We start from the raw sequence: 24,879 nt of genomic DNA on the forward strand, positions 1-24,879 counted from the left end.
TACCGTCCCGCGGATACGAGGAATCACAGGGCCGGTAGCTCAGTTCGGCAGAGCGTCTGACTCTTAATCAGACGGTCGCGTGTTCAAATCGCGCCCGGCCCGCTTCTCCCGCGAACCACGCTGGCGAGCACCGCGTGGGTGTGCGGCTTATTACCCCACGCGTCCTATGAGTCCGGGATGGCTCGCGGGGCCGTATTGTTGTGTGAGTGTCTCGTTTTCCCGTCAGTGGTTCCGGAAACCCGAAAAGCCATTTTGGTTCGGGCGCTGTTTGTAGACGTTCGTGGTATCTCTCTCGGGAGTCGTCGTGTTGGTGTGCGTGCTCGCGGGAGGCGTGGGGTCGCTCGGTCTCGCGTGGTTCCTGCGCCGGCATCGCGGGCAGGGCGGCGCGTCCTGGTTCATGGTGACGCTGGCCGCGCAGGGGGTGGCGGCGCTCGGGTACGGCATGGGGTTGGTGGTGTTCGAGTCGGCCTGGCGGGCGTTCACGGAGGCGTGGTTCCTCGCGGCGTTCATCTGGGTGGGGCCGTTCTTCCTGGCGTTCGCGCTCGAATACACGGGGCGGAGCGCGGTGCTGTGGACGTGGGCGTTCCGGGGGTTGCTGGCGGCGACGGCGGCGGGGTCGGCGCTCGCGTTGACGCAGCCGCTACACGGGTGGTTGTGGCGGGAGTTCCGGGTGGTGGAGACGCTGGGGGTCGCGGGCGCGCTCTACGAGATTCAGCCCGCGGGGTACGCGGCGATAGTGGTGTGTCTGGTGGCGGTCGGGGTCGCCGTCCTGTTGCTGGTGGAGGCGATGCTGGCGTACGGCCCGCTCTACCGCCGGGAGACGGTGGCGGTCGCGCTCAGCACGGTGCCGCCCGCGCTCGGGTTCGTGCAGTGGATAACGGGCACGGGGCCGTGGCCGGCGCTGAACCTCCTGGTGGTGTTGCTGGTGGCGCACGTGGCGTTCGACGCGTACGCGTTCGTCGGGACGCACATGTTCGAGACGAACCCGGTGACGCGGCGCGCCGCGGAGCGCAACGCCCTCGACGACCTCGACGAACCCGTGCTGGTGTTGGACGCGGGCGACCGCGTGGTGGACGCGAACGCTCGCGCACGCACCGTGTTCGACGTGCCGCCCGCGAGCGACCTCCCGGTGCCGTTCACGGGCGTGACGGGCCAGTCGCTCGACGCGGTGCGGGACGCGGGCGAACTCTCCACGGCGGGGGCGGCGGGCGGCGTGTTCGCGGTGTCGTACACGCCGCTCACGGACTCCCGCGGCGCGTCCGTCGGCGGCACCGTCATCCTCTACGACATCTCGGACGAACGCCAGCGCGAACAGGAACTCACCGTCCTGAACCGCGTGCTCCGGCACAACCTCCGGAACAAGATGACGATAATCCGAGGGCACGCGCAGTCGATGCGCGCGGAACTCGACGACGAACGCCTCGAATCCCAGGCGGACGCCATCGTGTCGTCGAGCGACGGCCTGCTCGCGGTCGCGGAGACCGCGCACGAGTTCCGGCGCGTCCGCGAGCGCGACCGCGAGTGGGAGTCCGTAGACGCCGCGGCGACCGCCGCGGACGCCCGCGAGGACGTGCTGGCCGACTGGCCGGACGCCCGCGTCGAGGTCGCGGCGGTCACGGACGACCCGGTCGTCAGAACCGACCGCGCGGTGCTCGGACTGCTCCTGTCGAACCTCGTCGAGAACGCCGTCTCGCACGCCGACGACGACCCCAGCGCGGTCGTTCGCGTTCGCGACACCGAGGACGGCCGGGTGGCGGTCGAGGTGCGGGACGACAACGCCCGGATTTCGGACGCCGAACTCGCGCCGCTGCGCGCGGGCACCGAAACCCCGCTCAGTCACGGGAGCGGCGTCGGCCTCTGGGTCGTGACGTGGTGCGCGGACGCGCTCGGCGCGTCGCTCGACTTCGCGTACGACGACGGGAACGTCGTCACCGTCACGCTCCCCGACCGCCGCGACGCGACCTAGGCCGGGTCGTTCAGCGCCGTGTCGGGACGACCGCCCTCGTAGACGGTGCGGACGTGCTCGGCTGTGGCGAGGCTGACGGCGCGCGCCGCTTCCGCCGTGAGGCCGGCGTTGTGCTGGGTGAACACCGCGCGCTCCCGATCGAGGAGCGGGTCGTCCGCGGTCGGCGGCTCCGTCTCGTACACGTCCACGCCAGCGCCCGCGATGTCGCCGGATTCGAGCGCGTCCACCAGCGCGGCTTCGTCCACGACGCCGCCCCGCGCGGTGTTCACGAGCACACCGTCGTCGGGGAGCAGTCGGAGTTCCTCGCGACCGACGACGTGCCGAGTGTCCTCGGTGAGCGGGACGTGCACGCTCGCGTCGTCCGCCGCCTCGAACACCGCCCGAACCGACTCCACGAGTTCGACGTGCTCCGGGAGAACGCCGGGGTCGACGTAGGGGTCGTAGGCGACGCAGGAGACACCGAACCCGGTGAGGAGGGCTGCGAACCGACGACCGGCGTTCCCCGCACCGACCAGACCGACCGTCCGCCCCGAGAGTTCGTGGCCCTCGAAGTCGTGGCGTCGCCAGTCCGCCTGGCGGGTCGCGGCGTCCGCGCGCACGACCTGGCGCTTCGCGGCGAGCAGGAGCGTGAGCGCGTGCTCCGCGACGGCGTTCGTGTTCTTCCCGGGCGTGTTCGCCACGAGCACGCCGTTCCGGGTCGCCGCGTCGATGTCGACGTGGTCGACGCCCGCGCCGTGCTTCACCACCACGCGCAGGGAGTCCGCGGCGTCGAAGAAGTCGGCGGTCAGCGGAACCGTGCGCGTGATGACCGCGTCGAACCGGCCGGCGTCGGCGACCAGCGCGGCCTCGTCCGCGTACTCGCTGATGGAGACGAAGGACGCGAAGTCGCTGAGTTCGTCGGGGCCGCTCGGGTCGATGGTCGCCGGCAGGAGCACCGTCCACGTCTCGGACATACGCTCTCCCTCGGGCCGTACCGCAAAAACGCTCCGCTTTCCGCGAAAAACCGAACCGGGGTCAGTAGAGTCGTTCGACGAGCCAGTACGCGCCGCCGCCCAGGACGGCCCCGGCGAACAGGCCGACGAGGAGGAGCGGCCAGAAGCTCCCCGGGAGGAGTACCGGGACGGCCGCGACTATCGTTAGGAACACCATGATACCTGCGGGGACGGCGAATCCGCTTTCGTCCGTGACCATACGCCACGATTCGGACGGCGGGTATTTTTCTTTGCGGGTTCTGTTCGGTTCGTTCTTCACCCTGGGACGCACACCGTCGCGTATGAGTCTCGACTCGCTCCCGCCGCGGCCGCTCACGGTTCCGGAGGGACGCGCCCTGCACCGCTCCGAATCGTTCCGTATGGCCGCGCCCGCGTCCGCGTCCTCGAAACGCGGCCGGGACACGCGACTGGTGTCCGCGCTCGTGCTCGTCACCGGCGACACCGTCTACGGCGTCGGGTACGACGTGGAACAGGAGGGCTGGCAGACCGTCTTCCGCGAATCCTACGGCACCGTCGGGGAGGCGGACGACCTCGCGGCCGAGGCGAACGACGACCTCCGCGAGTGGGTCGGCCACCGCGAGGAGTCCTTCGGCGAGGTCGAGGAGGGAATCGAAGCGACCGAGGAGGAGAGCGAGCGCGCCCGCCTCCTGTTCGAACAGTACGACGAACTCGCAGACGAGGGTCAGTAGAGCGCGTCGATGACGCGTTCGCGCGTCTGCGCCGTACTGCCCGAGTTGTCGATGACCGTGCAGGAGTCCTCTATCGGCTCGAACTCCTCCTTGTAGAGTTTGTACACGTCGAAGTCCGCGTCGCTCGCGTCGTCCGTGCGCGCGGCGATGCGCTCTCGCACCACGTCCTCGTCGCACTCCACGCGCACGAGGCGGAACCGCGCGTCGTGGTCGGCGGCGAGGTCGCGTGCGCGCTCCCGGTGCATCGCGCGCTTGAAGGTTCCGTCCACCACGACGGATTCGCCGCGCGCGAGGCGGGTGGCTGCCCGCGAGAACAGTTCGTCGTACACTCGGCGGAGTTCCGCTTCCGTGTAGTCGGGGTCGTCCACCACGTCCCCGCGGACGATGTCGGTCCGCAGGAGGTCGGGGTCGCCGTCCACGCGCTCCCGTATCGTCTCGGCCACCGTCGTCTTCCCGACGCCGGGGAGTCCGCACACGACCACCAACTCGGGTCTGCCGCCGTCCGCTCGCGCACTCATCGTACGAGTACGTGGAGGGGCCGACCGATTAATCAAGGTGTGGAAACGTCCTCGTCGCCGAGTTCGTCCTCGCTGAGTTGAATCACGGACTCATCCTCGTCCTCCGTCATTCCCGTCGTCATCAACAGCCGGATGGCGGCGCGCACGCTCAACTCGGACTCGTGCGCCTGGCTCTCCGGCACGAGGATGAGCGACCCCTGCGTCGGGTTCGGACTCCCCGGCACGAACACGTTGTACGCCTCCTCGCCCGCCACGTCCTCGACGCCCGCGGGACTGTCACCGGTCTTCAGGCCGAGGCGGTAGACGCCGTCCTGCGGCCACTCCACGTACACGACGGACTCGAAGTCCGAACTCCGCGTCGTCACCGACGACACCATCCCCCGGATGCTCCCGTAGATGGTGCGGAACACGGGGATGAACGTCACCACCCGGCCCGTCCGCCCGAACACGCGCTTTCCGACCGACCACTGCGCGACCGCCCCGACGACGGTGACGCCCACGACGAACAGCACCAGCGCGAGCAGTTGCGCGAGCAGGAGGTTGTTCGCGGTGAACGTCGCGAGCCGCGACCCCTCGATGAGCGGCGCGAGGAATCCGGTCACCCACGAGAACACGAACTGAAGGATGACGAGCGTCACGAGCAACGGCGCGACCAGTATCAACCCTGCCAGGAAGTCGCTCTTCAACGAGGTCTTGATTCGCATACTCGAACCCCGTCCGCACCCAGAATAAACGTAGGGGACGCAGACCGAACCACCACGAACACATCGTATCCCCGCGGTCGTGAAGCTGGAGCGGAGACGGTCACAGAGAGAAACGGTAGCGGGCGGGAAATTGGATAGTACCGCGAGCGCCGTCGGCGCTCGCGGCCTTTTTCCCTCCAGGTTTTTGCAAGCGGGGGTTCGCGGAGCGAACCCTCCGCAGTAAAAAGGTGGGCTAGTAGATGAGTTCGTCGTCGTTCTCGACCATGTAGAGGGTGCGGGCGGAGATGTTGACGGCGTGGTCGCCGATGCGTTCGAGGTCGCGGATGGTGAGGAGCATGCGGGAGACGTCCTGCATGAGGCTCTCGATTTCGTCTTCGGTGGTGTCGTCTTCGACTTCGGTTTCGATGAGGTCGCGGACGACGGTCTGGCTGGCGTCCTCGCACATGGCGTCGATGTCGTCGTCGCGGTCGGCGATGGCGAAGCAGGCGTCGGCGTCCTCGTTCGCGTAGGCGTCCATGGCGTCCTCGACCATATCGACGGTCTCCTGGCCGATGGCGTGGATGTTGACCTCGGGGAACATCTCGTGTTCGGCGTCGAGGGTGTACTCGCCGAGGTTGACGGCGAGGTCGGCGATGCGTTCGAGGTCGGTGATGATTTTGAACGAGGACGCGATGAGACGGAGGTCGCCCGCCACGGGCTGTTGGAGCGCGAACAGATTGATGCAGTCCTGTTCGAGGTCGAGGTAGAGGTCGTTCACCTCGTCGTCGCCCGCGATGACGTCCTTCGCGAGTTCCTCGTCGGACTGCTGCATGGATTCGAGCGCCATGCGCAGGCGGTCGGTGACGACTTCACTCATGTAGAGCACGTCGTTGCGTAACGCTTCGAGTTTCTCTTGATAGGATTCTCGTGGCATACTGTGTTACCCGAACTTGCCCGTAATGTAGTCTTCGACGCGCTGGCTCTCGGGGTTCTCGAAGATCTGGTCGGTGTCGCCGTACTCGACGAGCTCGCCGCCCGTGAGGAAGACCGCCGTCTGGTCGCTGATGCGCGCCGCTTGCTGCATGCTGTGCGTGACGACGACGACCGTGTAGTCCTCCGCCAGGTCTTCGATGAGGTCTTCGATTTTGGCGGTGGCGATGGGGTCGAGGGCGCTCGCCGGCTCGTCCATCAGAATCACTTCGGGGTCGACGGCGAGACAGCGCGCGATGCAGAGGCGCTGTTGTTGGCCGCCCGACAGCCCCAGCGCGTTGTCGTCGAGGCGGTCGCTCACTTCGTCCCAGAGCGCGGCCTGCCGGAGCGCGCGTTCGACGAGTTCGTCCTCGGTTTCGTCGTCGCCGCGACCGAGGAGCCGGGAGAGCAGTCCGGTGTCGATGTCGCCGTGTTTGCGGGGGCCGTAGCTGACGTTGTCCCGAATCGACTTCGGGAAGGGGTTCGGTTGCTGGAACACCATCCCCACCCGTTTGCGGAGTTCCACCAGATTGACCCCGTCCTGGTAGATCTCTTCCCCGTCGAGCTCCACGGAGCCGTCCACGCGCGCGCTCTTGATGCGGTCGTTCATGCGGTTGAGACACCGGAGGAACGTCGATTTCCCGCACCCCGACGGCCCGATGAGCGCCGTCACGGATTTCTCGGGAATGTCGAGGTCGATGTTCTTGAGCGCGTGCTCCTCCCCGTAGTGGACGTTCACGTCGGTCGCGGAGATCTTCGCGTCCCCCTCGAACTCGTAGTTCGTCCACGCGGAGTCGATGCGTTCTTCGCTCTCGCCGGCGGTGCGTTCGGATTCGGTGTGTTGCGTGCTCATGCTTCGAGTTTCTTCCGGAAGTAGATTCGTGAGGCGATGCCGATGGCGTAGAAGCCGAGGACGACGAGCAGGAGGACGAGCGCGGTCGCCCACGCGAAGCCCTCACCCATCTGTCCGACGCCGGCGCTGATGCTGGCGAACAGCTGGTAGGGGAGCGCGCTCGACGGTTCGAGGAGCGCGCCCGTGTTCAGGATGTCCACGAACGGGAACGAGGACGTGAAGGAGAACGACCCGAGGACGTTCGCGCCGTTCGTCGGGAACGGCTCGCCCGTCATGACGAGCAGGATGGGCGCGGTCTCGCCGGCGATGCGGCCGACGCCGAGGATGACGCCCGTGATGACGCCCGGCATCGCCGCGGGTAACACGACGCTCTTGATGGTCTGCCACTGGGAGACGCCGAGCGCGGCGCTCGCGTCACGGTACTCGTCCGGGACATTCAGCAAGGCCTCGCGGCTCGTGATGACGACGAGCGGGAGGAGCATGAACCCGAGGACGAGCATGCCCGCGAGCAGGCTGTTCGTGTTCCCGAGGCGGGGCACGAGAAACGCCAGCCCGAACAGGCCGTACACGATGCTGGGCGTGCTCCAGAGGCCGTTCGTCGAGACTTCGACGAGCTGAGTGAACCGGCCCTGCTCGGCGTACTCGGTGAGGAACACCGCGGTGCCGACGCCGAGCGGGACGGAGAGCAGGACGGACCCGATGACGAGCCAGACGGTGCCGACGATGGCGGGCGCGATGCCGTTCACGGCGTTCGTGAGCGCGACGCCCTCCATCACGAACGGCCAGTAGAACCAGACGATGGGGCCGCTGAAGATGACGTACTGGTCGAGGAGGGGAACGTGGAACCAGAACCACGGCCCCCAGTAGAGGCCGTACTGGATGCTCCGCGTCATCGGCTCGAACCCGCGGACGACGATGAGGCCGACGATGACGACGAGGAGCGCTATCATCGCGGCGGCGTTCGCGCCGACGAGGAAGTTCGCGCCGCGCTCCCGGCCGCGCGCCCCGAACCCGCTGTACGCCTGCGCGCTCACCCAGGCGAGGGCGAGGCCGGCGACGCCGACGAGGACGGGAACGACGGTGTTCGGCGTGAACACGGCGGAGGACTCGATGGGCGTCCACCGCCACCCAGGGCCGATGACATCGAGGAGGACGACGAGCGCGACGAACCCCGCGAACCCGCCGCCGGCGACGGCGAGCCCCACGTCCTCGCGCGGGTAGGCGACGAGCGCGACCGCGACGGCCGCGCCGACGAGCGCGCCGACCGGCCAGAGCGTCGCGAACCCGAGGGTCTGTGCGGCGACCAGGCCGCCGGTGACGAGGCCGAGCAGGCCGAACCCGGCGACGACGGAGACGCCGGCGGTCGTGTTCGGCGTCGTGTCGATGGCGTCGAGGCGGGACGCGACGCCGACCGCGGCGAGCGCGAGCGCGCCGACGAGCAGGCCGCCCGCGAGCCAGTCGGAGAGCGCGACGCCCGCGAGGTCGGTGGTGACGGGAACGACCTGCGCGAACGCGAGGATGCTCGCGGCGAGCGCGAGCGCGCCCGCAGTGACGCCGACGCCCGCGGCGTACTCGGCGCGCGACGATTCGGACTGAACGAGCGAACTCACTCCTGACCACCCAGTTTCCGGTTCATGCGTGCTTCGATGTACTGCGAGCCGATGCTGAGCGCGAGCACCGTCACGAACAGGACGACGCCCGCGGCGAACAGCGCGCTCATCTGACTCCCCGTCGCGATGCCGTACTGGCTCGCGATGAGCGACGTGAGCGTGATGGTGCTCCCGAACACGTCGTAGAGCGGGTCGGGGAGCTCGGTGAGGTTCGCGAGGATGACCGTCGCGGCCATCGTCTCACCGACCGCGCGCCCGACGCCGAGGAGAATCGCGGCGGAGACCCCGGAGAGCGACGCGGGAAGGGTGACGCTCGTCGTGGTCTGCCAGCTCGTCGCGCCGAGCGCGAGCGACCCGTCCTTCATCTCGCCGGGCACGCTCGCGATGGCGTCCTCCGCGACGGACACCACGGTCGGGAGCGCCATCACGCCGATGACGAACCCGACGACGACGAGACTCCCGAACGTCGGGAGGCTGAACTCGTCCATCATGAAGCCGCTGAGGACGATGAAGCCGATGAAACCGTACACGATGGAGGGGATGCCGGCGAGCGTCTCCACGCTCGGCTTCAGGATTTCGCGCGCCCACCCGGGAGCCATCTCGCTGATGAACAACGCGCCGGCGACGCCGAGCGGTCCGGCGACGGCGGTCGCGATGAGGGTCGTGACGAACGTCCCCCAGAGCATCGGCGCGAGCGCGTACAACTGCTGGCTCGGCGTCCAGAACGGCGACGACGTGTCCGTGAACATGCGGAGGCCGGGCACGTCGAACGACACGCCGAACAGCGAGACGTGGTGGCTCATCAGGCCGAACGCCTCCCGCGAGCGCAGGAAGAGGTAGACCATGATGAGGCCGAGCACGAGAACGGTGCAGGCGGTCGCGACGAACGCGAGGTAGCGCGCGGTCGCGCCGGGATAGCGGAACGCGCCGAACGCGTTCGCGGCGACGAACCCGACGAGGGGAACCCACGCGAGCGTGTTCCCGAGCGTGAACGCCGCGAGGAACGCGACGAGGAACAGGGTTCCCAGTCCGCCGACGACCTTCGTCCCGCGGTCGAGGCGAACCACCCAGTCCGCGGCGGCGCGCGCGGCGTCCTGAACGCGGTTCGTGGCCGACTCTGCGACGCTCATACTGTGTCGGGGAGTTTCGCGAGTTCTTCGTCCTGTCGCTCCTGCGTGAGCGCGGAGTACCCGACCGGCTTCACGAAGTTCTCCTGGCCGTAGTCGCTGAGAATCATCCGGAGGAACGCCGCCTCCATCTCCGACGTGCCCTCGTACGTGTAACAGTGGAGGTCGCGGGAGAGGGGATAGTTCGGGTCGGAGAGGTTCTCGCCGGGCACGTACTCGGTGCCCTCGAACGTGAGCGAGATGGCGGGCACGGAGTCGTCGACGAACGCGAGCGCCATGTACGCGATGGCGTTCCCGGAGCGCGCGACGATGTCCCGCACCTGCTGGTTCTGGCCCTTGCGCACGTCGATGCCGGGCATCGGCGCGTTCGGGTCGCCGTAGAGATTCGTGCGGAACGCAGTGTCGGTTCCGGAGCCCTCGGCGCGCCCGATGCACTGGATTTGCTTCGACGGGCCGTCGTAGTCGGGGACGTCACGCCAGTCGGTGATGTCGCCCTTGTAGATGGCGCGCAGGGTCTCCGCGGTCATGTGGGTGACGCCCGCGTCGTACACCTCCTGACTGATGACGATGGGTTGGGCGTCCACGCCGACGACGTGGTTCTCGAACTTCGACAGCTCCTCCTCGCTCGCCTCCGGGAGTTCGGCGGAGACGGGCGCGCTCGAATTCCCGATGTCGACGCGGCCCGCTTTCAGGTTCTCCAGGCCCGTACCGGAGTGACTGAGGTTCACCTTCACCTCGAACGGCGGAACGCCGCCGTCGGCGGGGCCGAACCCGTAGAGGCCCGCCCAGTAGTCCGCGAGGTGGGCGTCGGTGTCGATATCGTACTGCTCGGGACCCCAGTACTCCTCGTCGTCGGGGGCGGCGTTCGACCCCCAGTACGAGGACGCGCGGTTCGCGATGGGGAACACGGTGGACGACCCGCCGGCGCGCAGGAGCGGGACGCTCCCGCCGCCTCCGTCGCCGCCGCCGTCGGTGTCGCCGCCGCTCCCGGGCGGTGTCGGACTGGTGCTGATACAACCGGCGAGTGCGGCGAGCGCCGACCCCCCCGCAGCGAGGGCGAGACGGCGTGTCGCACGCCTTTCAGACATCACCCGGACGTACCCGAGACGGGGGTAAATACTCTACTATTACAACTATATAGTAGAATATACATCGTGGTATATCCGCTCTATTCGGGCGCGGTTTCGGACGGTGTATCGCGATATATGTGGGTTGTACGGGCCGCTAAGGCGATATCGGGGCGCACACGAACCATCAATATATAGACCGAAGATAATTTATTGTGTAGCGCGTAGCGGTGGGTATGGAACGACGGAAGGTGCAGGTGACGGGCGGGTCGACGTTCACGGTCTCCATCCCCAAGGACTGGGCGCGCGAGAACGACATCGAAGCCGGCGACGAGATGGTGTTCCACGAGGACGGCCGGAGCCTCCTCGTCCAACCGGTCGGGAGCGAAGACCCCGTCCGGGGGACGTTCGACATCAGCGGCCTCGACGGCGACCACCTGATGCGAACCGTGATGACGATGTACGTCTCCGGGTTCGACGTCCTCGAACTCGAATCCGACCGCATCACCGCCGACCAGCGCCGCGTCATCCGGAACGCCACCCAGAGCCTCGTCGGCCTCGAAGTCCTCGAAGAGACCGGCGACCGCGTCGTCATCCAGGACCTCCTCGATTCGAGCGAACTCTCCATCCACAACGCCGTCCGCCGCATGCGCCTCATCTCCACGTCGATGCTGGACGACGCCGTCACCGCCATCGTCGAGAACGACGACGACCTCGCGCGGGACGTGACCGAACGCGACGACGACGTCGACCGCCTCTGGTTCGTCGTCTCCCGCATCTTCCGCGGCGCGCTCCGCTCCCCCGAAGCCGCCACCGAAATCGGCGTCTCCCGCGAAGTCTGCTTCGACTACCATTCGAGCGCGCGCCAGCTCGAACGCATCGCCGACCACGCGACCAAGATGGCGAACGTCGCGCTCGACATGGACGAGGACATCCCGGAGGAAGTCGCCGACGCGCTCGACGAACTCCACGAGGAAGCAATCGGCATCGTGGACGTGGCGATGGACGCGCTCGTCACCGACGACACCGGCGAAGCCACCGACCTCGCGAACGAAGCGCGCGAACGCATCCCCCACATCGACGACCTCACGCGCGCCGTGGACGAACACCTCCGCGACCTCGACCCCCGGAACGCACAACAGCTCAGCCTCGTCGTGGACTCCCTCTCCCGGTGCGCCGACTACGGCGGGAACATCGCGGAAACCGCACTCCAGAAAGCAGCGCCCACGCCGGGCGTTTAGTCGTCGCCCGCCGTCACCGGCCCGCTCGGCTCCGGCGCTTCCTCCTCGATGCTCGGCGGGTACTGCCCGCGGTCGAGCACGAGGTCGGACTGCGGGCGCGCCATGCACGTCAGCGCGTACTCCTCCGCCTCCTCCTCGGTGAACCCGCGCGCGGCGGGCTGTGCGACCTCGCCCTCGATAATCTTCGCCGAGCACGCCAGGCACATCCCGACCCGACACGAGTACTCCTGCGCGATACCCTCACGGAAACACGCCTTCAAGATGGTCTCCTTCTCGGAGACCTCGATGGTCTCGTCGCGGCCGGCGAACTCGACCGTGTACGTCGTCATACACCCTCGTTCTGCGACGACGGGTAAAACTCTTTATTCCGCGGTGTCCCCGCGCAGGCGACGGATTAAGGAGTAAAGAGTTTTCCCGCCCGCCTTCAATCGGGCGAGTATGACTACCCACGAGTACGACGCGGTCGTCGTCGGAGCCGGCACCTCCGGCTGTTACGCCGCCGCGACGATAGCGCAGGCGGGCTACGAGGTCGCTATCGTCGAGCGGAAGACCGAGCAGGAGGCCGGTCACATCGCGTGCGGGGACGCCCTCAAGGGCGCGGCGAACTTCCCGGACGCCATCCCGAAGTCGAAACTCGAACCCGCCATCACCAACACCGAGGTCGACCACGGCCGCTTCGAGATTCCCCAGGAGGACACCGTCCTCGAAATCCCCGTTCCCGGCGAACTCGCGGTCGTGGACCGCTGGAAGTACGGCCAGTGCGTCATCGGCGGCGCGGAAGACCGCGGCGTGGACTTCCACTACAACGTCGTCGTCACCGACGTGCTCCAGGACGACGACGGCACCGTTACTGGCGTCCGCGGGAAGCACAAGGGCGACGTTCACCAGTTCGACGCCGACATCGTCGTGGACGGCGCGGGGTCGCTCAGCGTCCTCCAGGACAACGCGGACTTCGACGGCACGCACTTCGACACGAACGTCAACTACAGCCAGTTCTGTAGCGGCTACCGCGAAATCGTCGAGGTCGAGGAGGAAGTCGAGTGGAAGGACGCGCTCGTCTTCAAGCCGACCAAGCGCGCCGCCGGCTACCTCTGGTACTTCCCGCGCACCGGCACCGAAATCAACGCCGGCCTCGGCTTCCAGATGACCGAGGAGCCGATGCAGATGATAGACGACCTCAAACGCGACCTCCGGAACCGCCCCGAGTTCGCGGGCGCGACGGTCAAGGACAAACTCGGCGCGGCGCTCCCCACCCGACGGCCCTACGACTCCGCCGTCGCGAACGGCTTCATCGCCGTCGGCGACGCCGCCGGCCTCGTCAACCCCACCACCGGCGGCGGCATCGCCGGCGCGGCCTACTCCGGGAAGTACGCGGGCGAACAAGCTATCACGGCCATCGAGGAAGGCGACGTGAGCGAGGAGAACCTCTGGCGGTACAACGAACGCGTCATGGATCACTTCGGCGCGCGCTACGCCGGCCTCGACGTCTACAACATCCTCTCCACCGCCGTGGACGTGGACAACCTCATGGGCCTCCTCGCCAGCCTCCCCATGGGTAAACTCAGCGAAGCCATCTACGCCGGGAGCGCCGAACTCAGCCTCGGCGTCAAGGTGCAGACCGCCATCAAGAGCTTCGGGAACTGGGGCACCATCTACAACCTCTACCAGACCAAGAACCAGGCCGACCGCCTCCTCGACCACTACGAGTCCTACCCCGACAGCCCTCACGCCCTCGACACCTGGCAAGACCGCCGCGACGACATCATGACCGACGTGTACGACGTCACCGGCGCAGACCCCAAGTACTGAACGTACCTTTTACTCTGCGCTCGCTTCGCTCGCTCGGTAAAAGCTACGACACTCGCTTATCTGATAAATGTTCAAATAGGATAGCGAGGCCAACGTGTGGCATCACGTAACCGTCGTCGCGCGCGGAACTCGCGAAACCCCGCCGGCCGTCCGCGCGCGGAACTCCGAGGCCGTCGTGAACGCCCCTATCGAGCTACGGCTCGTTCTCCGCGATGGAGAGAATCGAGTCCGCGAGCACGTCGATACCGATGGGGATGCTGGCTTCGTCCACGTCGAACGTCGCGGTGTGGTGGCCGCCGGGGTGGTCGGTGCCGACCGCGAGGTAGCACGCGAGGCCGCCGTTGTCCTGGACCTCCTGCATCAGGAAGGTCGCGTCCTCGCTCCCGCCGAGCTTGTCGCTCTCGACGGGGCTGTCCACGCCGTCGGTCGCGCTCGCCACGTCGTAGACGATGTCCGCGAGCGCGCGGTCGCTCGCGGCGCTCGGCGCTTCCCCCTCGGTGTGGATGTCCACGTCCACGTCGTGCATCTCGGCCGCGCTCCGGAGCACGCGGTGCGCGTGGTCTTTCATGTAGTCCTTGAGCTCCGTCGTCTCGCCCCGGACTTCGCCCTCGACGAAGGACTCCTCGGGGATGACGTTCGTCGCGGTGCCGCCGCCGACGAGCCCGGCGTTCACGCGGGTCTCTCCCTCCGAGTGCCGGGGGATGCCGTAGAGGTTCTGGATGGCCGCCGCCATCGCCTGCACGGTGTTCCGGCCCGCCTCGGGTTTCGCGCCGGCGTGCGCGGGTTCCCCTTCGTACTCCGCGAGGAAGTGCGACACCGCGAGGAAGCCGTCGATGCCCGCGACGACCTCGCCCGTCGGGTGGTCGAGGCCGACGTGCACGGCGAGCAGGTAGTCCACGTCGTCGAGGTGGCCGGAGCGCGCCATCGCGCGCCCGCCGCCGACGCGCTCCTCTGCCGGCTGGAAGAACACCTTGAACGTGCCCTCGAAGTCGCTCTCCTTGACGCGTTCGAGCACGCCGATGCCGAACGTCGCGTGCGCGTCGTGGCCGCAGGCGTGCATCGCGCCCTCGTTCTCCGAGCGGAAGCCCTCGCGGGCGGGGACGTGGTCGTCGTCGTCGGACTCCGCCTGCGGGAGGCCGTCGATGTCCACGCGCAGGCCGACCGTCGGGCCCTCGCCCGTCCGGAGCACGGCGACCGCGCCCGTGAAGCCGCCGCGGAGGTCTTCGAGCACGTCGGGGTCTGCGCCCGCGTCGAGCGCGCGGTCGTACCAGTCGTCCAGCACGTCGTCGTCCGGGACGGCCATCCGTTCGTCCGTGTTCAGCGCGTCCGGGCCGACGTGGAGTTCGTCCACGCCGATGCGCTCGACTTCCTCGACGATGCGCGCGGTCGTGTAGAACTCGCGCCACGCGGGTTCCGGGTGCCGGTGGAGGTCGCGTCGGAGCGCCACGAGGCGGTCGTGCGTCGATTTGCTCATGCCCGGAGCGACGACGCGGGCGGGTTTAGTTGCGTCGCCGCCGGAAACCTTGACGATGCCCCGAACTATATGTGGGCAGATACCAATCAGCAGTCACGAGGGAGAGATGAATGTCAAGTCCAGATGATGTAGACGACGTACAGACCGAACTCAACGAAGCCGAGGACGCGCGCACCGCGCCGACCCTGGAGTTCTACGGGGGGCGGGCGGCGAGCGCGATTCCGCTCGGCCTGTTCGTGGTGTGGGCGGTCGTCCAGAGCGGCCTGTTCGGCATCGGCGACACGACCGGCCTGGTGCTCGGGATGCTGGTCTCGCTCGTCGTCGGGATGTTCTTCGTGAAGGGCGACTGGAAGCACTACGCGAACGCCATCTTCGAGGGGATGACAGAACGGGTCGCCGCGACGGCCATCGTCGCGTGGCTCTGGGCGGGCATGTTCGCGCAGCTCCTCCAGGACGGCGGGTTCGTGAACGGCCTCATCTGGGTCGCGAACGCGGTTCCCGTCTCGGAAGCCGTACTCCCGACCCTCCTGCCGGCGCTGACGTTCGTGCTCGCGGCGCTGCTCGCGACCGGTATCGGAACCGGGTACGGAACCACGATCACGTTCGTCACGACGTTCTTCCCGGCGACCGTGCTGCTCGGCGCGAACCCCGTCCTGATGTTCGGCGCGATTCTCTCCGGCGCGGTGTTCGGGGACAACCTCGCGCCCGTCAGCGACACCACAATCGTGAGCGCCGTCACGCAGGACGCCGACATCGGGGGCGTCGTCGCCTCCCGGTTGAAGTACGCGTTCGTCGCCGCCGCGCTCGCCATCGTCGGCTACCTCATCGCCGGCCAGCTGATGGCGACCTACCAGCCCACCGGCGACGGCCTCCCCTCGGGGAACGTCGTCGGCCTCGTCCACCTCGTCTCGATGGGACTCGTCATCTGGACGGCCGTGAACGGCCGGCACATCGTCGAAGCCATCTCGTGGGGCATCATCGCCGCCATCGTCTTCAACGTCGGCCTCGGCCTCGCGCCCGCGAGCAGCATCGTCCAGTTCGTCGCGCCGACCACCGCGCCGTTCGCGGACGCGTTCACCGCGCTCCCCATCGTCACCATCGCCGGCCCCGAAACGCCCGCCGCGGGCGTCTACGGCAGCCTCTACACGGGCGCGGCCGGGTTCTTCCCGCTCATCGTCCTCACGCTCCTCATCGTCGCCGCCGCCCGCATCATGATTCAGGGCGGCGGCTTCGAGGCCGTGCAGGACTTCCTGCTCTCCACCGTCGCGACGAAAGTCCGGCGCGCGGAGACCACGATGGTGCTCGGCACCGCCGGCGTGAACGCCATGATCACCATCAACACCGCCGCGGAAATCGCCATCGCGCCGTACGTCGCGCGCATCGGCGAGCAGTTCAACATCAACGGCTACCGCCGCGCGAACATCCTCGACGCGAACACGAGCGCGCTCGGGTACATCTTCCCCTGGGCGGGCGGCGTGCTCGCCGGGTACAGCCAGATGCCCGCGCTGGTCGAGGAGTACGGCGTCGAGTCGATGCTCGTCAACCCCGTGGACGTCTGGCCGTTCGTCTTCCACGGCTGGCTGCTGTTCTTCGTGTTCCTCGCCGCCGCCCTCACCGGGTACGGCCTGGAGTACGCTACCGACCGTGAGGCCGAGGAGGTGGCGCGCGTATGAACCTCGACGCGTTCTTCGCGGGCGTCGGGTTCCGCACCGCGACACCGAGTTTCGACGCCGGCGACGAGTTCGTCGTCGTCGTCACCGGCCGCGAGGGCGACACGCCCGTCGTCCGCATCGGTGACTCCGTGCTTCGCGTGCCGGACGCGCCCCGCGACAGCGTCCGCACGAAAGTCCGCGTCCGCGTGGAGTCCTTCGACGACGCCGACCACACCGGCACCGCGACCTACCTCGAAACCGTCGGGGAGACCGCGTACTGACTCGGCACGTTCTTCATTCTTCGCGCCGCGCTGGTTCGTATGGTCGATTACCGCCCCCTCCCCGACGACCGCACGGAGGAGTTCCGGGCGTTCGTCACGTACGCCTTCCGCCCCGAATCGGGGCCGCACGACCCCGACGCGGACGACGACCCTCCCGAGCCCGCGCAGGTCGGCGACCCGTACGGCGTCTTCGACGGCGACGACCTGCTCGCGGTCTGCCGGCACTACTGGTTCACGGCGCGCGTCCGCGGCGACACCCATCCGATGGCCGGTCTCTCGGCGGTCGCGACGCCGCCCGAGAACCGCCGGCGCGGTCTCGTCCGCGACATGCTCGCGGAATCCCTCCGCGAGTACCGCGACCGCGACACCTACCTGAGCGCGCTCTGGCCGTTCAAACACCCGTTCTACGCGCAGTTCGGCTGGGCGACCATCACCGAACACGTCGTCCACGAGTGCCCGCCGGACGCGCTCGCGTTCGCCCGGGACGCCGAACTCCCCGGCACCTGGAGTCGCCTCGACGCCGACGACTGGAGCCGGCTCCCGGACGTGCTGGCCGCGCACGGCGAGCGCTACGAACTCACGCTCGACCGCACCGAAGAGTGGTGGCGAAAACGCGTCTTCCGCGGCTGGGACACCGACCCCTACGTCTACTGCTGGCGGGACGCCACCGGAACCGACCGCGCGTACGTCGTCTACCGCGTCGAGTCGGACGACGGGAAGACGCTCACCGTCCAGGACGCCGCGTGGACGGACTACGACGCCTACCTCGCCGTCCTCGGCTTTCTCTCCGACCACGACTCACAGGTCGAAACCGTCCGCCTCCGCACCGCCACCGACTCCCCGCTCCTCGACGTCGTGGACGACCCCGGCGAGGTCGAGACCACCGTCTCCGCCGGCCCGATGGCCCGACTCGTGGACGTGTCCGCCGCGCTCACCGCGTTCGACTACCCGCCCGTGGACGCCGACCTCACGGTCTCCGTCAGCGACGACCTCGCGGACTGGAACGACGACACATTCCGCCTCACCGTCACCGACGGTACACCCGAAATCGAACGCACGACCGCGGACGCCGACCTCGCGCTCGACGTCGGTACGCTCACCCAGCTCGCCGTCGGCCACCGAACCGCCCCCGATCTCGCACGCACCCGCGACCTCCGCGCGGACGACGACACTTTCGACACGCTCCGCGACCTCTTCCCGGAAACCACCACCTTCCTCCGCGAGGGCTTCTAGTCCGCCGACTCGTCGGTCGAGGACTCCGCCGGCGTGAACGTGACGCCGCCGATTTCCACCTCGTCCGGAACCCCCGCTGCGTCGTGCGACCCCACGGGTGGACGGTTCACGTCGGCCGCCGCCGAGGCGTCCAGGTCGGTGTCGTCGTCGAGTCGAGTCATGTCGCCGTCGGCGTCGCGGGCGTCCTGGTCTATCCGCATCGAGCAGAAGTCGACGCCGCACATCGAGCAGAACCGCGCGTCCTTGTAGTTGTCCCCGGGGAGCGTCTGGTCGTGGTACTCGCGGGCGCGGTCGGGGTCGAGCGCGAGCGAGAACTGCCGCCGCCAGTCGAACTCGTAGCGCGCCTCCGAGAGCGCGTCGTCCCAGTCGCGCGCGCCCGGCCGGTCGTTCGCCACGTCCGCGGCGTGCGCGGCGATGCGGTACGCCGCCAATCCGTCCCGAACGTCCTCGCGTTCCGGGAGCCCGAGGTGTTCTTTCGGGGTGACGTAGCACAGCATCGCCGCGCCCGCTCTCCCCGCTTCGGCCGCGCCGATCGCGCTCGTGATGTGGTCGTAGCCGGGCGCGATGTCGGTGACGAGCGGGCCGAGGACGTAGAACGGCGCGCCGTCGCAGACGTCCTGTTGGCGTTCGACGTTGTCGGCGATTTCGTTCATCGGGACGTGGCCCGGCCCCTCCACCATCACCTGGACGCCGTGGTCTCTGGCCGTCCGCGTGAGTTCGCCGAGCGTGTCGAGTTCCGCGAACTGGGCGTCGTCGCTCGCGTCCGCGAGACAGCCCGGTCGGAGGCCGTCCCCGAGCGAGAACGTGACGTCGTGTTTAGCGAATATCTCACAGATGTCCTCGAACGTCGCGTACAGCGGGTTCTGCATGGCGTTCTCCTCCATCCACTGCGCGAGTATCGACCCGCCCCGGGAGACGATACCCGTTTTCCGGTCGTCGGTCAGCGGGAGGTGTTCCATCAGGACGCCGGCGTGAATCGTCATGTAGTCGACGCCCTGTCGGGCCTGTTTTTCGATGACGTCGAGGAGGAGTTCGTGCGTGATGTCGGCGGGGTCGTCGACGCGCGCGACGGCCTCGTACAGCGGAACCGTGCCGACCGGAACCGGCGAGTGCGCGACGTTCGCCTCCCGTATCGCGTCGAGGTTCGGTCCGGTGGAGAGGTCCATCACGGTGTCGGCCCCGTAGTGAACCGCCGCGTGCAGTTTTTCGAGTTCGCCGTCCCGGTCGCTCGTCTCCTCGCTGTTCCCGATGTTGGCGTTGACTTTCGTGGCGAACTCGCGTCCGATGACCATCGGGTCGAGCGCGTCGTGGGCCGTATTGTTCGGGATGACGGCCTGGCCGTCGGCGACCTGCTCTCTGACGAACTCGGGGTCTCGGTTCTCGCGTTCGGCGACCCGTTCCATCGCGTCGGTCACGTCGCCGTTTCGAGCGCGCTGGAGTTGCGTCCGAACCATGAATAACTAGGTTATACCACCAAGTGATATTACTTCCGGCTTCCGCCAGTACGCTCACCACGCATCCAGCAAAACCCTGTTCCGGCGAGCGAACGACAGTGAGAAAGGGGAGTCAGTCAGCGCGACGCGCTGACGTTGGACGAAAAAGCGCTCGCTGTGCTCGCGTCAGTCGAGGCTCATTCCCGCGTGCCAGCGGTCGACGCCTTCCTCTTCTTTCTTCTCGTCCATCTTCGCGAGGAGTTTCACGGCGAGGCTCGCGGTCTCGGACGCGCGGTACTCGCCCTCGGTTCGGAACTCGCCCGTAACGCGGTTCGCGTAGACGGAGCAGACCGCGCCCGCGCGGAGGCCGTAGACGTTCGCGATGGTGAGGATGGCGGACGCCTCCATCTCGATGTTCTTCACGTTCGCCGCTTCGAGTTCCGCGATGAGGTCTTCGCTCCCGGCCGCGCGATACCCGCCGAACCCGGGACGGCCCTGGCCCGTGTAGAAGCCGTCGGCGCTCATCGACACGCCGACGTGGTAGTCGTGGTCGAGGCGCTCCGCGGCCGCGACGAGCGCGCTCACGACCTCGTCGTGCGCGACCGCCGGATAGTCCTCGCGGACGTACTCGTCGCTCGTCCCCTCCTGGCGAACCGCGCCCGTGGAGATGACGAGGTCGCCCACGTCCATGTCCGCGGAGAGCGCGCCGCACGACCCGACGCGGATGAACGTGTCCGCGCCGACCCGCGCGAGCTCCTCCACCGCGATGGCCGCGGACGGACTCCCGATCCCCGTCGAGGTCACCGAGATGGGCGCGCCGTCGTACGTTCCGGTGAGCGTGCGGTACTCGCGGTGGTACGCCTTCTCCTCGTAGTCGTCCCAGAACTCCGAAATCTTCTCCACCCGCTCGGGGTCGCCGGGCAGGAGCACGGTATTCGCGACGTCTCCCTCCGCGAGTTCCACGTGGTACTGGACCTCCTCGTTCGGGTCCTCCGAATCACCGGGCATACCGACCGGTCGGCGGGCGGCGCACAAGGGTCTTCCCGTTCGATGCCGGAACGCCAAGGCGTCCGACTCGGCGAACGCTCAACCGCGACGGCTCAGTCGAGCATTCCCCGCGTGATGGTGTTCGGGATGAGGTCGCCGAGTTCGTAGACGCCGCCGTCGTCGCCGTCAACGGCGACCGGGAAGTCGTCGTCACAGAACTCCGCGAGCGTCTGCCGACACATCCCGCAGGGCGTCACGCCGTCGCGGGCGGCGGAGGAGACGGCGAGGCGCTCGAACGCCGTGTGGCCGTCCGCGACGGCCTGCGAGATGGCGACCTCCTCCGCGTGCATGCTGTTGCTGTAGTTCGCGTTCTCAATATTACAGCCCGTGTAGACGGTGCCGTCCGCGGTCTCGATGGCCGCCCCGACCTTGTACTCGGAGTAGGGAACGTACGCGTTCTCGTAGGCGTCGCGCGCGGCCCGCATCAAGTCGTCCATACGGGGCGGTCGCGCGCTGGCGGAAAAGGTGGTTCGCTTCTACCGGGAGTCCTCGCCGGAGTCGTAGTGCTCGCCGGCGGCCGCGGGGATGCGGGTGCGGCCGACGAACACGAGCACGACGATGACCGTCGCGTACGGAATCGTCTGCACGAGCTCCGACGGGATGGCGATACCAGCCTGCTGGAGGCCGATCTGGAGCGAGTCCAGCCCGGAGAACAGCAGGGTCGCGACGAGCGTCCCCAGGGGGTTGTAGTTCCCGAAGAGGTAGGTGGCGATGGCGATGAAGCCCTTGCCGTTCACCATCGTCGCGCCGCCCGCGGTGAACGCGCCGACGTGTCCGAGGGAGAGCGCCGCGCCCCCGATGCCGGCGAGCACGCCCGAAATGAGGACGCTCGCGTACCGGACGCGGTCGACGCTCACGCCCGCGGTGTCGAGCGCGCTCGGGTTCTCCCCGCTCGCCTCGACCCAGCGACCGAACTGGGTGCGGTTGAGCACGTACCAGCACGCGGGGACGGCGACGAACATCATGTAGACGATGATGTTCGCGGAGAACACAACGTCCCCGAAGTAGGGAATCGTGGAGAGCACGGGAATCGTGATGTCGCCGAGCGTGGACACCTGGACGTTCTTCGTGCCGAACAGCACGATGGACGCGAACGGCGCGATGCCGAGCGCGACCAGCCAGACGGCCAATCCGGCGATGATCTGGTCGGCTTCGAACTCGATGCAGACGACGGCGAACAACAACGCGAGCAGGGTGCTCGCGAGCACGCCGACGAGGAACGCCACCCAAATCGAAGGAATGGGGCCGACGCTCGTGCCGGTGCCGAGGAGTTTCGCGGCGGCGACGCCGGCGAACGCGGAGACGATGAGCAGGCCTTCGAGGCCGATGTTGATGACGCCGGACTTCTCCGCGAAGATGCCGCCGAGCGCGGCGAGCGTGATAGGGACGGCGAGGCGGAGCGCGGCCTCCGCGGTGCCGGTGTCGGTGACGAGGCCGAACAGGGAGTCCGGGAACGCGACGCCGAGCACGACGAGCGCGGCGAACACGCCGACCGCGGCGCGGAGCGCGTTACGCACGCTGCTCACCCCCGAGGCCGAGATAGCGCTTCCCGATGAGCCGGAAGAACTCCGGCATCGCGACGAACAGGATGATGAGGCCGCGGAGCACGTCCACGAGCTCCACCGGCACGTCCGTGGAGAAGTCCACGGCGATGGTTCCGGATTTCAGGACGCCGAAGAGGAACGCGGCCGCGCCGACCCCGATGGGGTTGTTCCCCGCGAGGATGCTGACGGTGATGCCGTCGAACCCGAGCGAGGGGAGGCCGGTGAGGAACCGTCCCTTCACCATCAGCACCCAGACCGCGCCGCCGACGCCGGCGAGCGCGCCCGAGAGCGCCATGCTCAGGACGGTGGTTCGCTTCGCGTCCACGCCGCTGTACGCGGCGGCCTGCTCCTGGAGGCCGCTGGTGCGGATGTCGTAGCCGAACGAGGTCTTCGCGAGCAAGTAGGCGACGCCCGTGATGAACGCGAGCGCGCCGACCAGCGCGACGAGGCTGAACGCGTCCCGCGCCTCGAACCCGATGAATGGGACGTTCGGTATCTTCGCCGCCGCCGGGATGACGGCAGTCTGCACGAGCTGACTCGACTCCGGCATGAGGAACGTGGAGACGAGGACGTACGCGACGTTCGACGCGATGAAGTTCAGCATGATGGTCGTGATGACTTCGTTCGCGCCACCGTACGCCTTCAGCGCGCCCGGAAGCGCGCCGTAGAGGCCGCCGGCGACCGCGCCCGCGAGCAGGCCGAGCGGCACGAGGAAGACGGTGCCGAGGACGCCGGACGGCGCGATTGCGCCCGCCCAGATGGTGGCGACTGCGGCGGCGAGCGCGCCGAACACGAGCTGGCCCTGCACACCGATGTTGAACAGGCCCGCGCGGAACGACACCGCGACGGCGAGGCCCGTGAAGACGAGGAGCGTGGTCTGCTGGAGCGCGATGGCGATGCGGTAGTTCGTCGGCGACCAGCCGCCCTGTTCGGGGTGGCCGAGCGCGCCGAGGAACAGCTCGGTGAAGACGTTGATGGGGTCGTAGCAGACGCCGACGCCGAGCACGCTGAACGCGGGGGACGCGCAGGTCGCGACGATGCCGGAGACGAACACGACGAGCGCGCCGACGAGGATGGAGAGCGCGAGCGCGGCGGCGCTCACCGCGATGCGCTCCTTCGCGGACGCGTCCACGAGCCGTTCGAGCGCCTGTCGGAACTTACTCATCGAACCCCTCCGGGTACTCGCCGGCCATCAGCAGGCCGAGTTCTTCCTCCGTCACGGTCTCCGGTTCGACGACGGCGACGAACTCGCCCTCGTACATCACCGCGAGGCGGTCGGAGAGGCTCCGCACCTCGTCGAGTTTCGAGGAGACGAGGAGGACGGCGTCCCCGCTCGCGCGGCGGTCGAGGAGTTCGTCGTGGATGAACTCGGTCGCGCCCACGTCCACGCCCCGCGTGGGGTGGGTGGCGACGACGACGCTCGGGTCGCGTTCGAGTTCGCGGCCGACGATGAACTTCTGCTGGTTCCCGCCCGAAAATGAGGCGGCGTCCGCGTCCGCGTCGGCGGGCCGCACGTCGTACGTGTCCACGATGTCCTCGGCGTGGTCGCGCGCGGTCCGCCAGTCGAGCACGCCCCGACTGGCGTACGGCGGGCCGTGTTGCGCGCCGAGGATGCCGTTCTCCACGAGGTCGAAGTCCATCACGAGGCCGCGCGCGTGGCGGTCTTCGGGGATGTAGGCGAGGCCGGCGTCGATGTGGTCGCGGCGGGACGCGGTCGTCACGTCCTCGTCGTGGAGGGTGACGGTGCCGGCGTCGGGTTCGCGGAGGCCCGTGATGGCTTCGACGAGTTCGGCCTGGCCGTTCCCGTCCACGCCCGCGATGCCGAGGATTTCGCCCTCCCTGAGTTCGAAGTCCACGTCGTTCACGCGCGCCACGCCGTCCGCGTCGGTGACGGTGACGCCGTCCGCGGCGAGCGACACCGCGCCCGGCGTCGCCTCCGACTTCTCCACCTCGAACAGCACGTCCCGGCCGACCATCCGCTCCGCGAGGTCTTCCCGGGTCGTATCGGTCGCGTCCACGGTTCCGACGTTCACGCCGTCCCGGAGGACGGTGATGTCGTCCGCGACGGCCATCGCCTCGCCGAGTTTGTGCGTGATGAACAGCACGGTCTTCCCCTCCGCGGTGAGTTCCTCGAACACCGCGAACAGGTCTTCGACCTCCTGCGGCGTGAGAACCGCGGGGGGTTCGTCGAGCACGAGCGTGTCCGCGCCCCGGTAGAGGGCTTTCAGAATCTCGACGCGCTGTTTCTCCCCGACGCTGATGTCCTCGACGCGGGCGTCCGGGTTCACGTCGAACCCGTAGCGCTCGGAGAGGTCGCGGACGGCCTCGCGGGCCGCCTCGGCGTCCGTCCGCAGGCCGAACCACGTCGTCGGTTCGTCCCCGAGCACGACGTTCTCCGCGACCGTCATCGTGTCCACGAGCATGAAGTGCTGGTGAATCATCCCGATGCCGGCGTCGATGGCGTCCCGCGGACTGTCGAACTCGCGGGCCGCGCCGTCGATTTCGATAGTGCCCTCGTCGGCGTCGTACAGGCCGTAGAGGACGTTCATCAGCGTCGTCTTCCCCGCGCCGTTCTCCCCGAGCAGGGCGTGAACCGACCCGGACTCGACGGAGAGCGACACGGCGTCGTTCGCGACGACGCCGGGGAACCGTTTGGTAACGTCCGTCAGCGTGATTGCGTCTGACATTAAA

24 protein-coding genes and 1 tRNA gene are annotated in these 24,879 nt (G+C 68.2%); 8 read left to right on the plus strand and 17 right to left on the minus strand.

Going from position 1 to position 24,879, the window contains the following annotated elements; genetic code table 11:
- The first annotated feature begins 28 nt into the window (after positions 1–28).
- Positions 29–102: transfer RNA gene (locus tag LI334_RS06220), tRNA-Lys, on the plus strand.
- A 178-nt stretch (positions 103–280) separates the two neighbouring features.
- Positions 281–1,966 (plus strand): sensor histidine kinase, encoded by a 1,686-nt coding sequence (locus tag LI334_RS06225; RefSeq protein WP_227262307.1) that lies wholly within the window; start codon positions 281–283, stop codon positions 1,964–1,966.
- Here the strand turns inward: LI334_RS06225 and LI334_RS06230 are convergent.
- On the minus strand, positions 1,963–2,919 hold the full coding sequence (locus LI334_RS06230) for a hydroxyacid dehydrogenase (RefSeq protein ID WP_227262308.1): 957 nt from the start codon (positions 2,917–2,919) through the stop codon (positions 1,963–1,965). The two genes, LI334_RS06225 and LI334_RS06230, sit on opposite strands and share 4 nt — an antisense overlap.
- Before the next feature lie 61 nt (positions 2,920–2,980).
- On the minus strand, positions 2,981–3,157 hold the full coding sequence (locus LI334_RS06235) for a hypothetical protein (protein WP_227262309.1): 177 nt from the start codon (positions 3,155–3,157) through the stop codon (positions 2,981–2,983).
- Between the two features lie 82 nt (positions 3,158–3,239).
- Between LI334_RS06235 and LI334_RS06240 the strand changes: the two genes are divergently transcribed.
- Positions 3,240–3,647 (plus strand): hypothetical protein, encoded by a 408-nt coding sequence (locus LI334_RS06240; protein WP_227262310.1) that lies wholly within the window; start codon positions 3,240–3,242, stop codon positions 3,645–3,647.
- Here LI334_RS06240 and LI334_RS06245 read toward each other — a convergent pair.
- From LI334_RS06245 to LI334_RS06275, 7 genes are all read right to left on the minus strand, one after another.
- Positions 3,641–4,165, minus strand: a complete 525-nt coding sequence (locus LI334_RS06245) for an AAA family ATPase (RefSeq protein ID WP_227262311.1) — start codon at positions 4,163–4,165, stop codon at positions 3,641–3,643. The genes LI334_RS06240 and LI334_RS06245 overlap by 7 nt on opposite strands.
- Before the next feature lie 32 nt (positions 4,166–4,197).
- The gene (locus tag LI334_RS06250; RefSeq protein WP_227262312.1) at positions 4,198–4,869 is read right to left on the minus strand and encodes a DUF502 domain-containing protein; all 672 of its coding nucleotides are present in this window, start codon (positions 4,867–4,869) and stop codon (positions 4,198–4,200) included.
- Between the two features lie 232 nt (positions 4,870–5,101).
- The gene (gene phoU, locus LI334_RS06255) at positions 5,102–5,782 is read right to left on the minus strand and encodes a phosphate signaling complex protein PhoU (RefSeq protein WP_227262313.1); all 681 of its coding nucleotides are present in this window, start codon (positions 5,780–5,782) and stop codon (positions 5,102–5,104) included.
- A gap of 6 nt (positions 5,783–5,788) precedes the next feature.
- Complete coding sequence (gene pstB, locus LI334_RS06260; RefSeq protein ID WP_227262314.1) at positions 5,789–6,670, minus strand: phosphate ABC transporter ATP-binding protein PstB; 882 nt, start codon at positions 6,668–6,670, stop codon at positions 5,789–5,791.
- Entirely contained in the window at positions 6,667–8,280 is a 1,614-nt protein-coding gene (gene pstA, locus LI334_RS06265; RefSeq protein WP_227262315.1) for a phosphate ABC transporter permease PstA, read from the minus strand. Before pstA ends, pstB begins: the two co-directional genes overlap by 4 nt.
- Complete coding sequence (pstC, locus tag LI334_RS06270) at positions 8,277–9,410, minus strand: phosphate ABC transporter permease subunit PstC (RefSeq protein WP_227262316.1); 1,134 nt, start codon at positions 9,408–9,410, stop codon at positions 8,277–8,279. The genes pstA and pstC overlap by 4 nt, the downstream gene beginning before the upstream one ends.
- Positions 9,407–10,495, minus strand: coding sequence for a PstS family phosphate ABC transporter substrate-binding protein (locus tag LI334_RS06275; protein ID WP_227262317.1), 1,089 nt, complete (start codon positions 10,493–10,495; stop codon positions 9,407–9,409). Before LI334_RS06275 ends, pstC begins: the two co-directional genes overlap by 4 nt.
- A gap of 215 nt (positions 10,496–10,710) precedes the next feature.
- Here LI334_RS06275 and LI334_RS06280 point away from each other — a divergent pair, with 215 nt between their 5' ends.
- Entirely contained in the window at positions 10,711–11,715 is a 1,005-nt protein-coding gene (locus tag LI334_RS06280; RefSeq protein WP_227262318.1) for a phosphate uptake regulator PhoU, read from the plus strand.
- Here LI334_RS06280 and LI334_RS06285 read toward each other — a convergent pair.
- Entirely contained in the window at positions 11,712–12,044 is a 333-nt protein-coding gene (locus tag LI334_RS06285) for a 2Fe-2S iron-sulfur cluster-binding protein (protein WP_227262319.1), read from the minus strand. The genes LI334_RS06280 and LI334_RS06285 overlap by 4 nt on opposite strands.
- Before the next feature lie 109 nt (positions 12,045–12,153).
- Between LI334_RS06285 and LI334_RS06290 the strand changes: the two genes are divergently transcribed.
- Entirely contained in the window at positions 12,154–13,524 is a 1,371-nt protein-coding gene (locus tag LI334_RS06290; protein WP_227262320.1) for a geranylgeranyl reductase family protein, read from the plus strand.
- 193 nt (positions 13,525–13,717) lie between these two features.
- Here LI334_RS06290 and LI334_RS06295 read toward each other — a convergent pair whose 3' ends face one another.
- Complete coding sequence (locus LI334_RS06295; RefSeq protein WP_227262321.1) at positions 13,718–14,998, minus strand: amidohydrolase; 1,281 nt, start codon at positions 14,996–14,998, stop codon at positions 13,718–13,720.
- Between the two features lie 110 nt (positions 14,999–15,108).
- Between LI334_RS06295 and LI334_RS06300 the strand changes: the two genes are divergently transcribed.
- From LI334_RS06300 to LI334_RS06310, 3 genes are read left to right on the plus strand one after another with little or no spacing between them, the layout of a single operon-like run.
- On the plus strand, positions 15,109–16,671 hold the full coding sequence (locus LI334_RS06300; RefSeq protein ID WP_227262322.1) for a Na+/H+ antiporter NhaC family protein: 1,563 nt from the start codon (positions 15,109–15,111) through the stop codon (positions 16,669–16,671).
- On the plus strand, positions 16,668–16,931 hold the full coding sequence (locus tag LI334_RS06305; protein ID WP_227262323.1) for a DUF7513 family protein: 264 nt from the start codon (positions 16,668–16,670) through the stop codon (positions 16,929–16,931). The genes LI334_RS06300 and LI334_RS06305 overlap by 4 nt, the downstream gene beginning before the upstream one ends.
- A gap of 39 nt (positions 16,932–16,970) precedes the next feature.
- Positions 16,971–18,164, plus strand: a complete 1,194-nt coding sequence (locus LI334_RS06310; RefSeq protein ID WP_227259549.1) for a GNAT family N-acetyltransferase — start codon at positions 16,971–16,973, stop codon at positions 18,162–18,164.
- Here LI334_RS06310 and thiC read toward each other — a convergent pair.
- From thiC to LI334_RS06340, 6 genes are all read right to left on the minus strand, one after another.
- Entirely contained in the window at positions 18,161–19,618 is a 1,458-nt protein-coding gene (gene thiC / locus LI334_RS06315) for a phosphomethylpyrimidine synthase ThiC (protein WP_227259550.1), read from the minus strand. The genes LI334_RS06310 and thiC overlap by 4 nt on opposite strands.
- A gap of 165 nt (positions 19,619–19,783) precedes the next feature.
- Positions 19,784–20,605, minus strand: a complete 822-nt coding sequence (locus LI334_RS06320) for a nucleoside phosphorylase (RefSeq protein ID WP_227259551.1) — start codon at positions 20,603–20,605, stop codon at positions 19,784–19,786.
- Between the two features lie 92 nt (positions 20,606–20,697).
- Positions 20,698–21,081, minus strand: coding sequence for a cytidine deaminase (gene cdd / locus LI334_RS06325; protein WP_227259552.1), 384 nt, complete (start codon positions 21,079–21,081; stop codon positions 20,698–20,700).
- 39 nt (positions 21,082–21,120) lie between these two features.
- Positions 21,121–22,170, minus strand: a complete 1,050-nt coding sequence (locus tag LI334_RS06330; RefSeq protein ID WP_406675850.1) for an ABC transporter permease — start codon at positions 22,168–22,170, stop codon at positions 21,121–21,123.
- Positions 22,154–23,353, minus strand: coding sequence for an ABC transporter permease (locus LI334_RS06335; RefSeq protein WP_227259554.1), 1,200 nt, complete (start codon positions 23,351–23,353; stop codon positions 22,154–22,156). Before LI334_RS06335 ends, LI334_RS06330 begins: the two co-directional genes overlap by 17 nt.
- Entirely contained in the window at positions 23,346–24,875 is a 1,530-nt protein-coding gene (locus LI334_RS06340) for an ABC transporter ATP-binding protein (RefSeq protein ID WP_227259555.1), read from the minus strand. The genes LI334_RS06335 and LI334_RS06340 overlap by 8 nt, the downstream gene beginning before the upstream one ends.
- Positions 24,876–24,879: the final 4 nt, after the last annotated feature.

It is taken from the genome of Salarchaeum japonicum (genome assembly GCF_020614395.1).
Lineage (GTDB): Archaea > Halobacteriota > Halobacteria > Halobacteriales > Halobacteriaceae > Salarchaeum > Salarchaeum japonicum.

Bases quoted from the DNA above. Each gene is read 5' to 3' on its own strand.
- LI334_RS06320 (WP_227259551.1), bottom strand. From the start codon at position 20,605: ATGCCCGGTGATTCGGAGGACCCGAACGAGGAGGTCCAGTACCACGTG.
- LI334_RS06335 (WP_227259554.1), bottom strand. From the start codon at position 23,353: ATGAGTAAGTTCCGACAGGCGCTCGAACGGCTCGTGGACGCGTCCGCG.
- LI334_RS06310 (WP_227259549.1), top strand. From the start codon at position 16,971: ATGGTCGATTACCGCCCCCTCCCCGACGACCGCACGGAGGAGTTCCGG.
- phoU (WP_227262313.1), bottom strand. From the start codon at position 5,782: ATGCCACGAGAATCCTATCAAGAGAAACTCGAAGCGTTACGCAACGAC.
- LI334_RS06295 (WP_227262321.1), bottom strand. From the start codon at position 14,998: ATGAGCAAATCGACGCACGACCGCCTCGTGGCGCTCCGACGCGACCTC.
- LI334_RS06230 (WP_227262308.1), bottom strand. From the start codon at position 2,919: ATGTCCGAGACGTGGACGGTGCTCCTGCCGGCGACCATCGACCCGAGC.
- LI334_RS06290 (WP_227262320.1), top strand. From the start codon at position 12,154: ATGACTACCCACGAGTACGACGCGGTCGTCGTCGGAGCCGGCACCTCC.
- LI334_RS06285 (WP_227262319.1), bottom strand. From the start codon at position 12,044: ATGACGACGTACACGGTCGAGTTCGCCGGCCGCGACGAGACCATCGAG.
- LI334_RS06240 (WP_227262310.1), top strand. From the start codon at position 3,240: ATGAGTCTCGACTCGCTCCCGCCGCGGCCGCTCACGGTTCCGGAGGGA.
- LI334_RS06235 (WP_227262309.1), bottom strand. From the start codon at position 3,157: ATGGTCACGGACGAAAGCGGATTCGCCGTCCCCGCAGGTATCATGGTG.
- LI334_RS06280 (WP_227262318.1), top strand. From the start codon at position 10,711: ATGGAACGACGGAAGGTGCAGGTGACGGGCGGGTCGACGTTCACGGTC.
- thiC (WP_227259550.1), bottom strand. From the start codon at position 19,618: ATGGTTCGGACGCAACTCCAGCGCGCTCGAAACGGCGACGTGACCGAC.
- LI334_RS06300 (WP_227262322.1), top strand. From the start codon at position 15,109: ATGTCAAGTCCAGATGATGTAGACGACGTACAGACCGAACTCAACGAA.
- LI334_RS06305 (WP_227262323.1), top strand. From the start codon at position 16,668: ATGAACCTCGACGCGTTCTTCGCGGGCGTCGGGTTCCGCACCGCGACA.
- pstB (WP_227262314.1), bottom strand. From the start codon at position 6,670: ATGAGCACGCAACACACCGAATCCGAACGCACCGCCGGCGAGAGCGAA.
- LI334_RS06275 (WP_227262317.1), bottom strand. From the start codon at position 10,495: ATGTCTGAAAGGCGTGCGACACGCCGTCTCGCCCTCGCTGCGGGGGGG.
- pstC (WP_227262316.1), bottom strand. From the start codon at position 9,410: ATGAGCGTCGCAGAGTCGGCCACGAACCGCGTTCAGGACGCCGCGCGC.
- LI334_RS06250 (WP_227262312.1), bottom strand. From the start codon at position 4,869: ATGCGAATCAAGACCTCGTTGAAGAGCGACTTCCTGGCAGGGTTGATA.
- cdd (WP_227259552.1), bottom strand. From the start codon at position 21,081: ATGGACGACTTGATGCGGGCCGCGCGCGACGCCTACGAGAACGCGTAC.
- LI334_RS06245 (WP_227262311.1), bottom strand. From the start codon at position 4,165: ATGAGTGCGCGAGCGGACGGCGGCAGACCCGAGTTGGTGGTCGTGTGC.
- LI334_RS06340 (WP_227259555.1), bottom strand. From the start codon at position 24,875: ATGTCAGACGCAATCACGCTGACGGACGTTACCAAACGGTTCCCCGGC.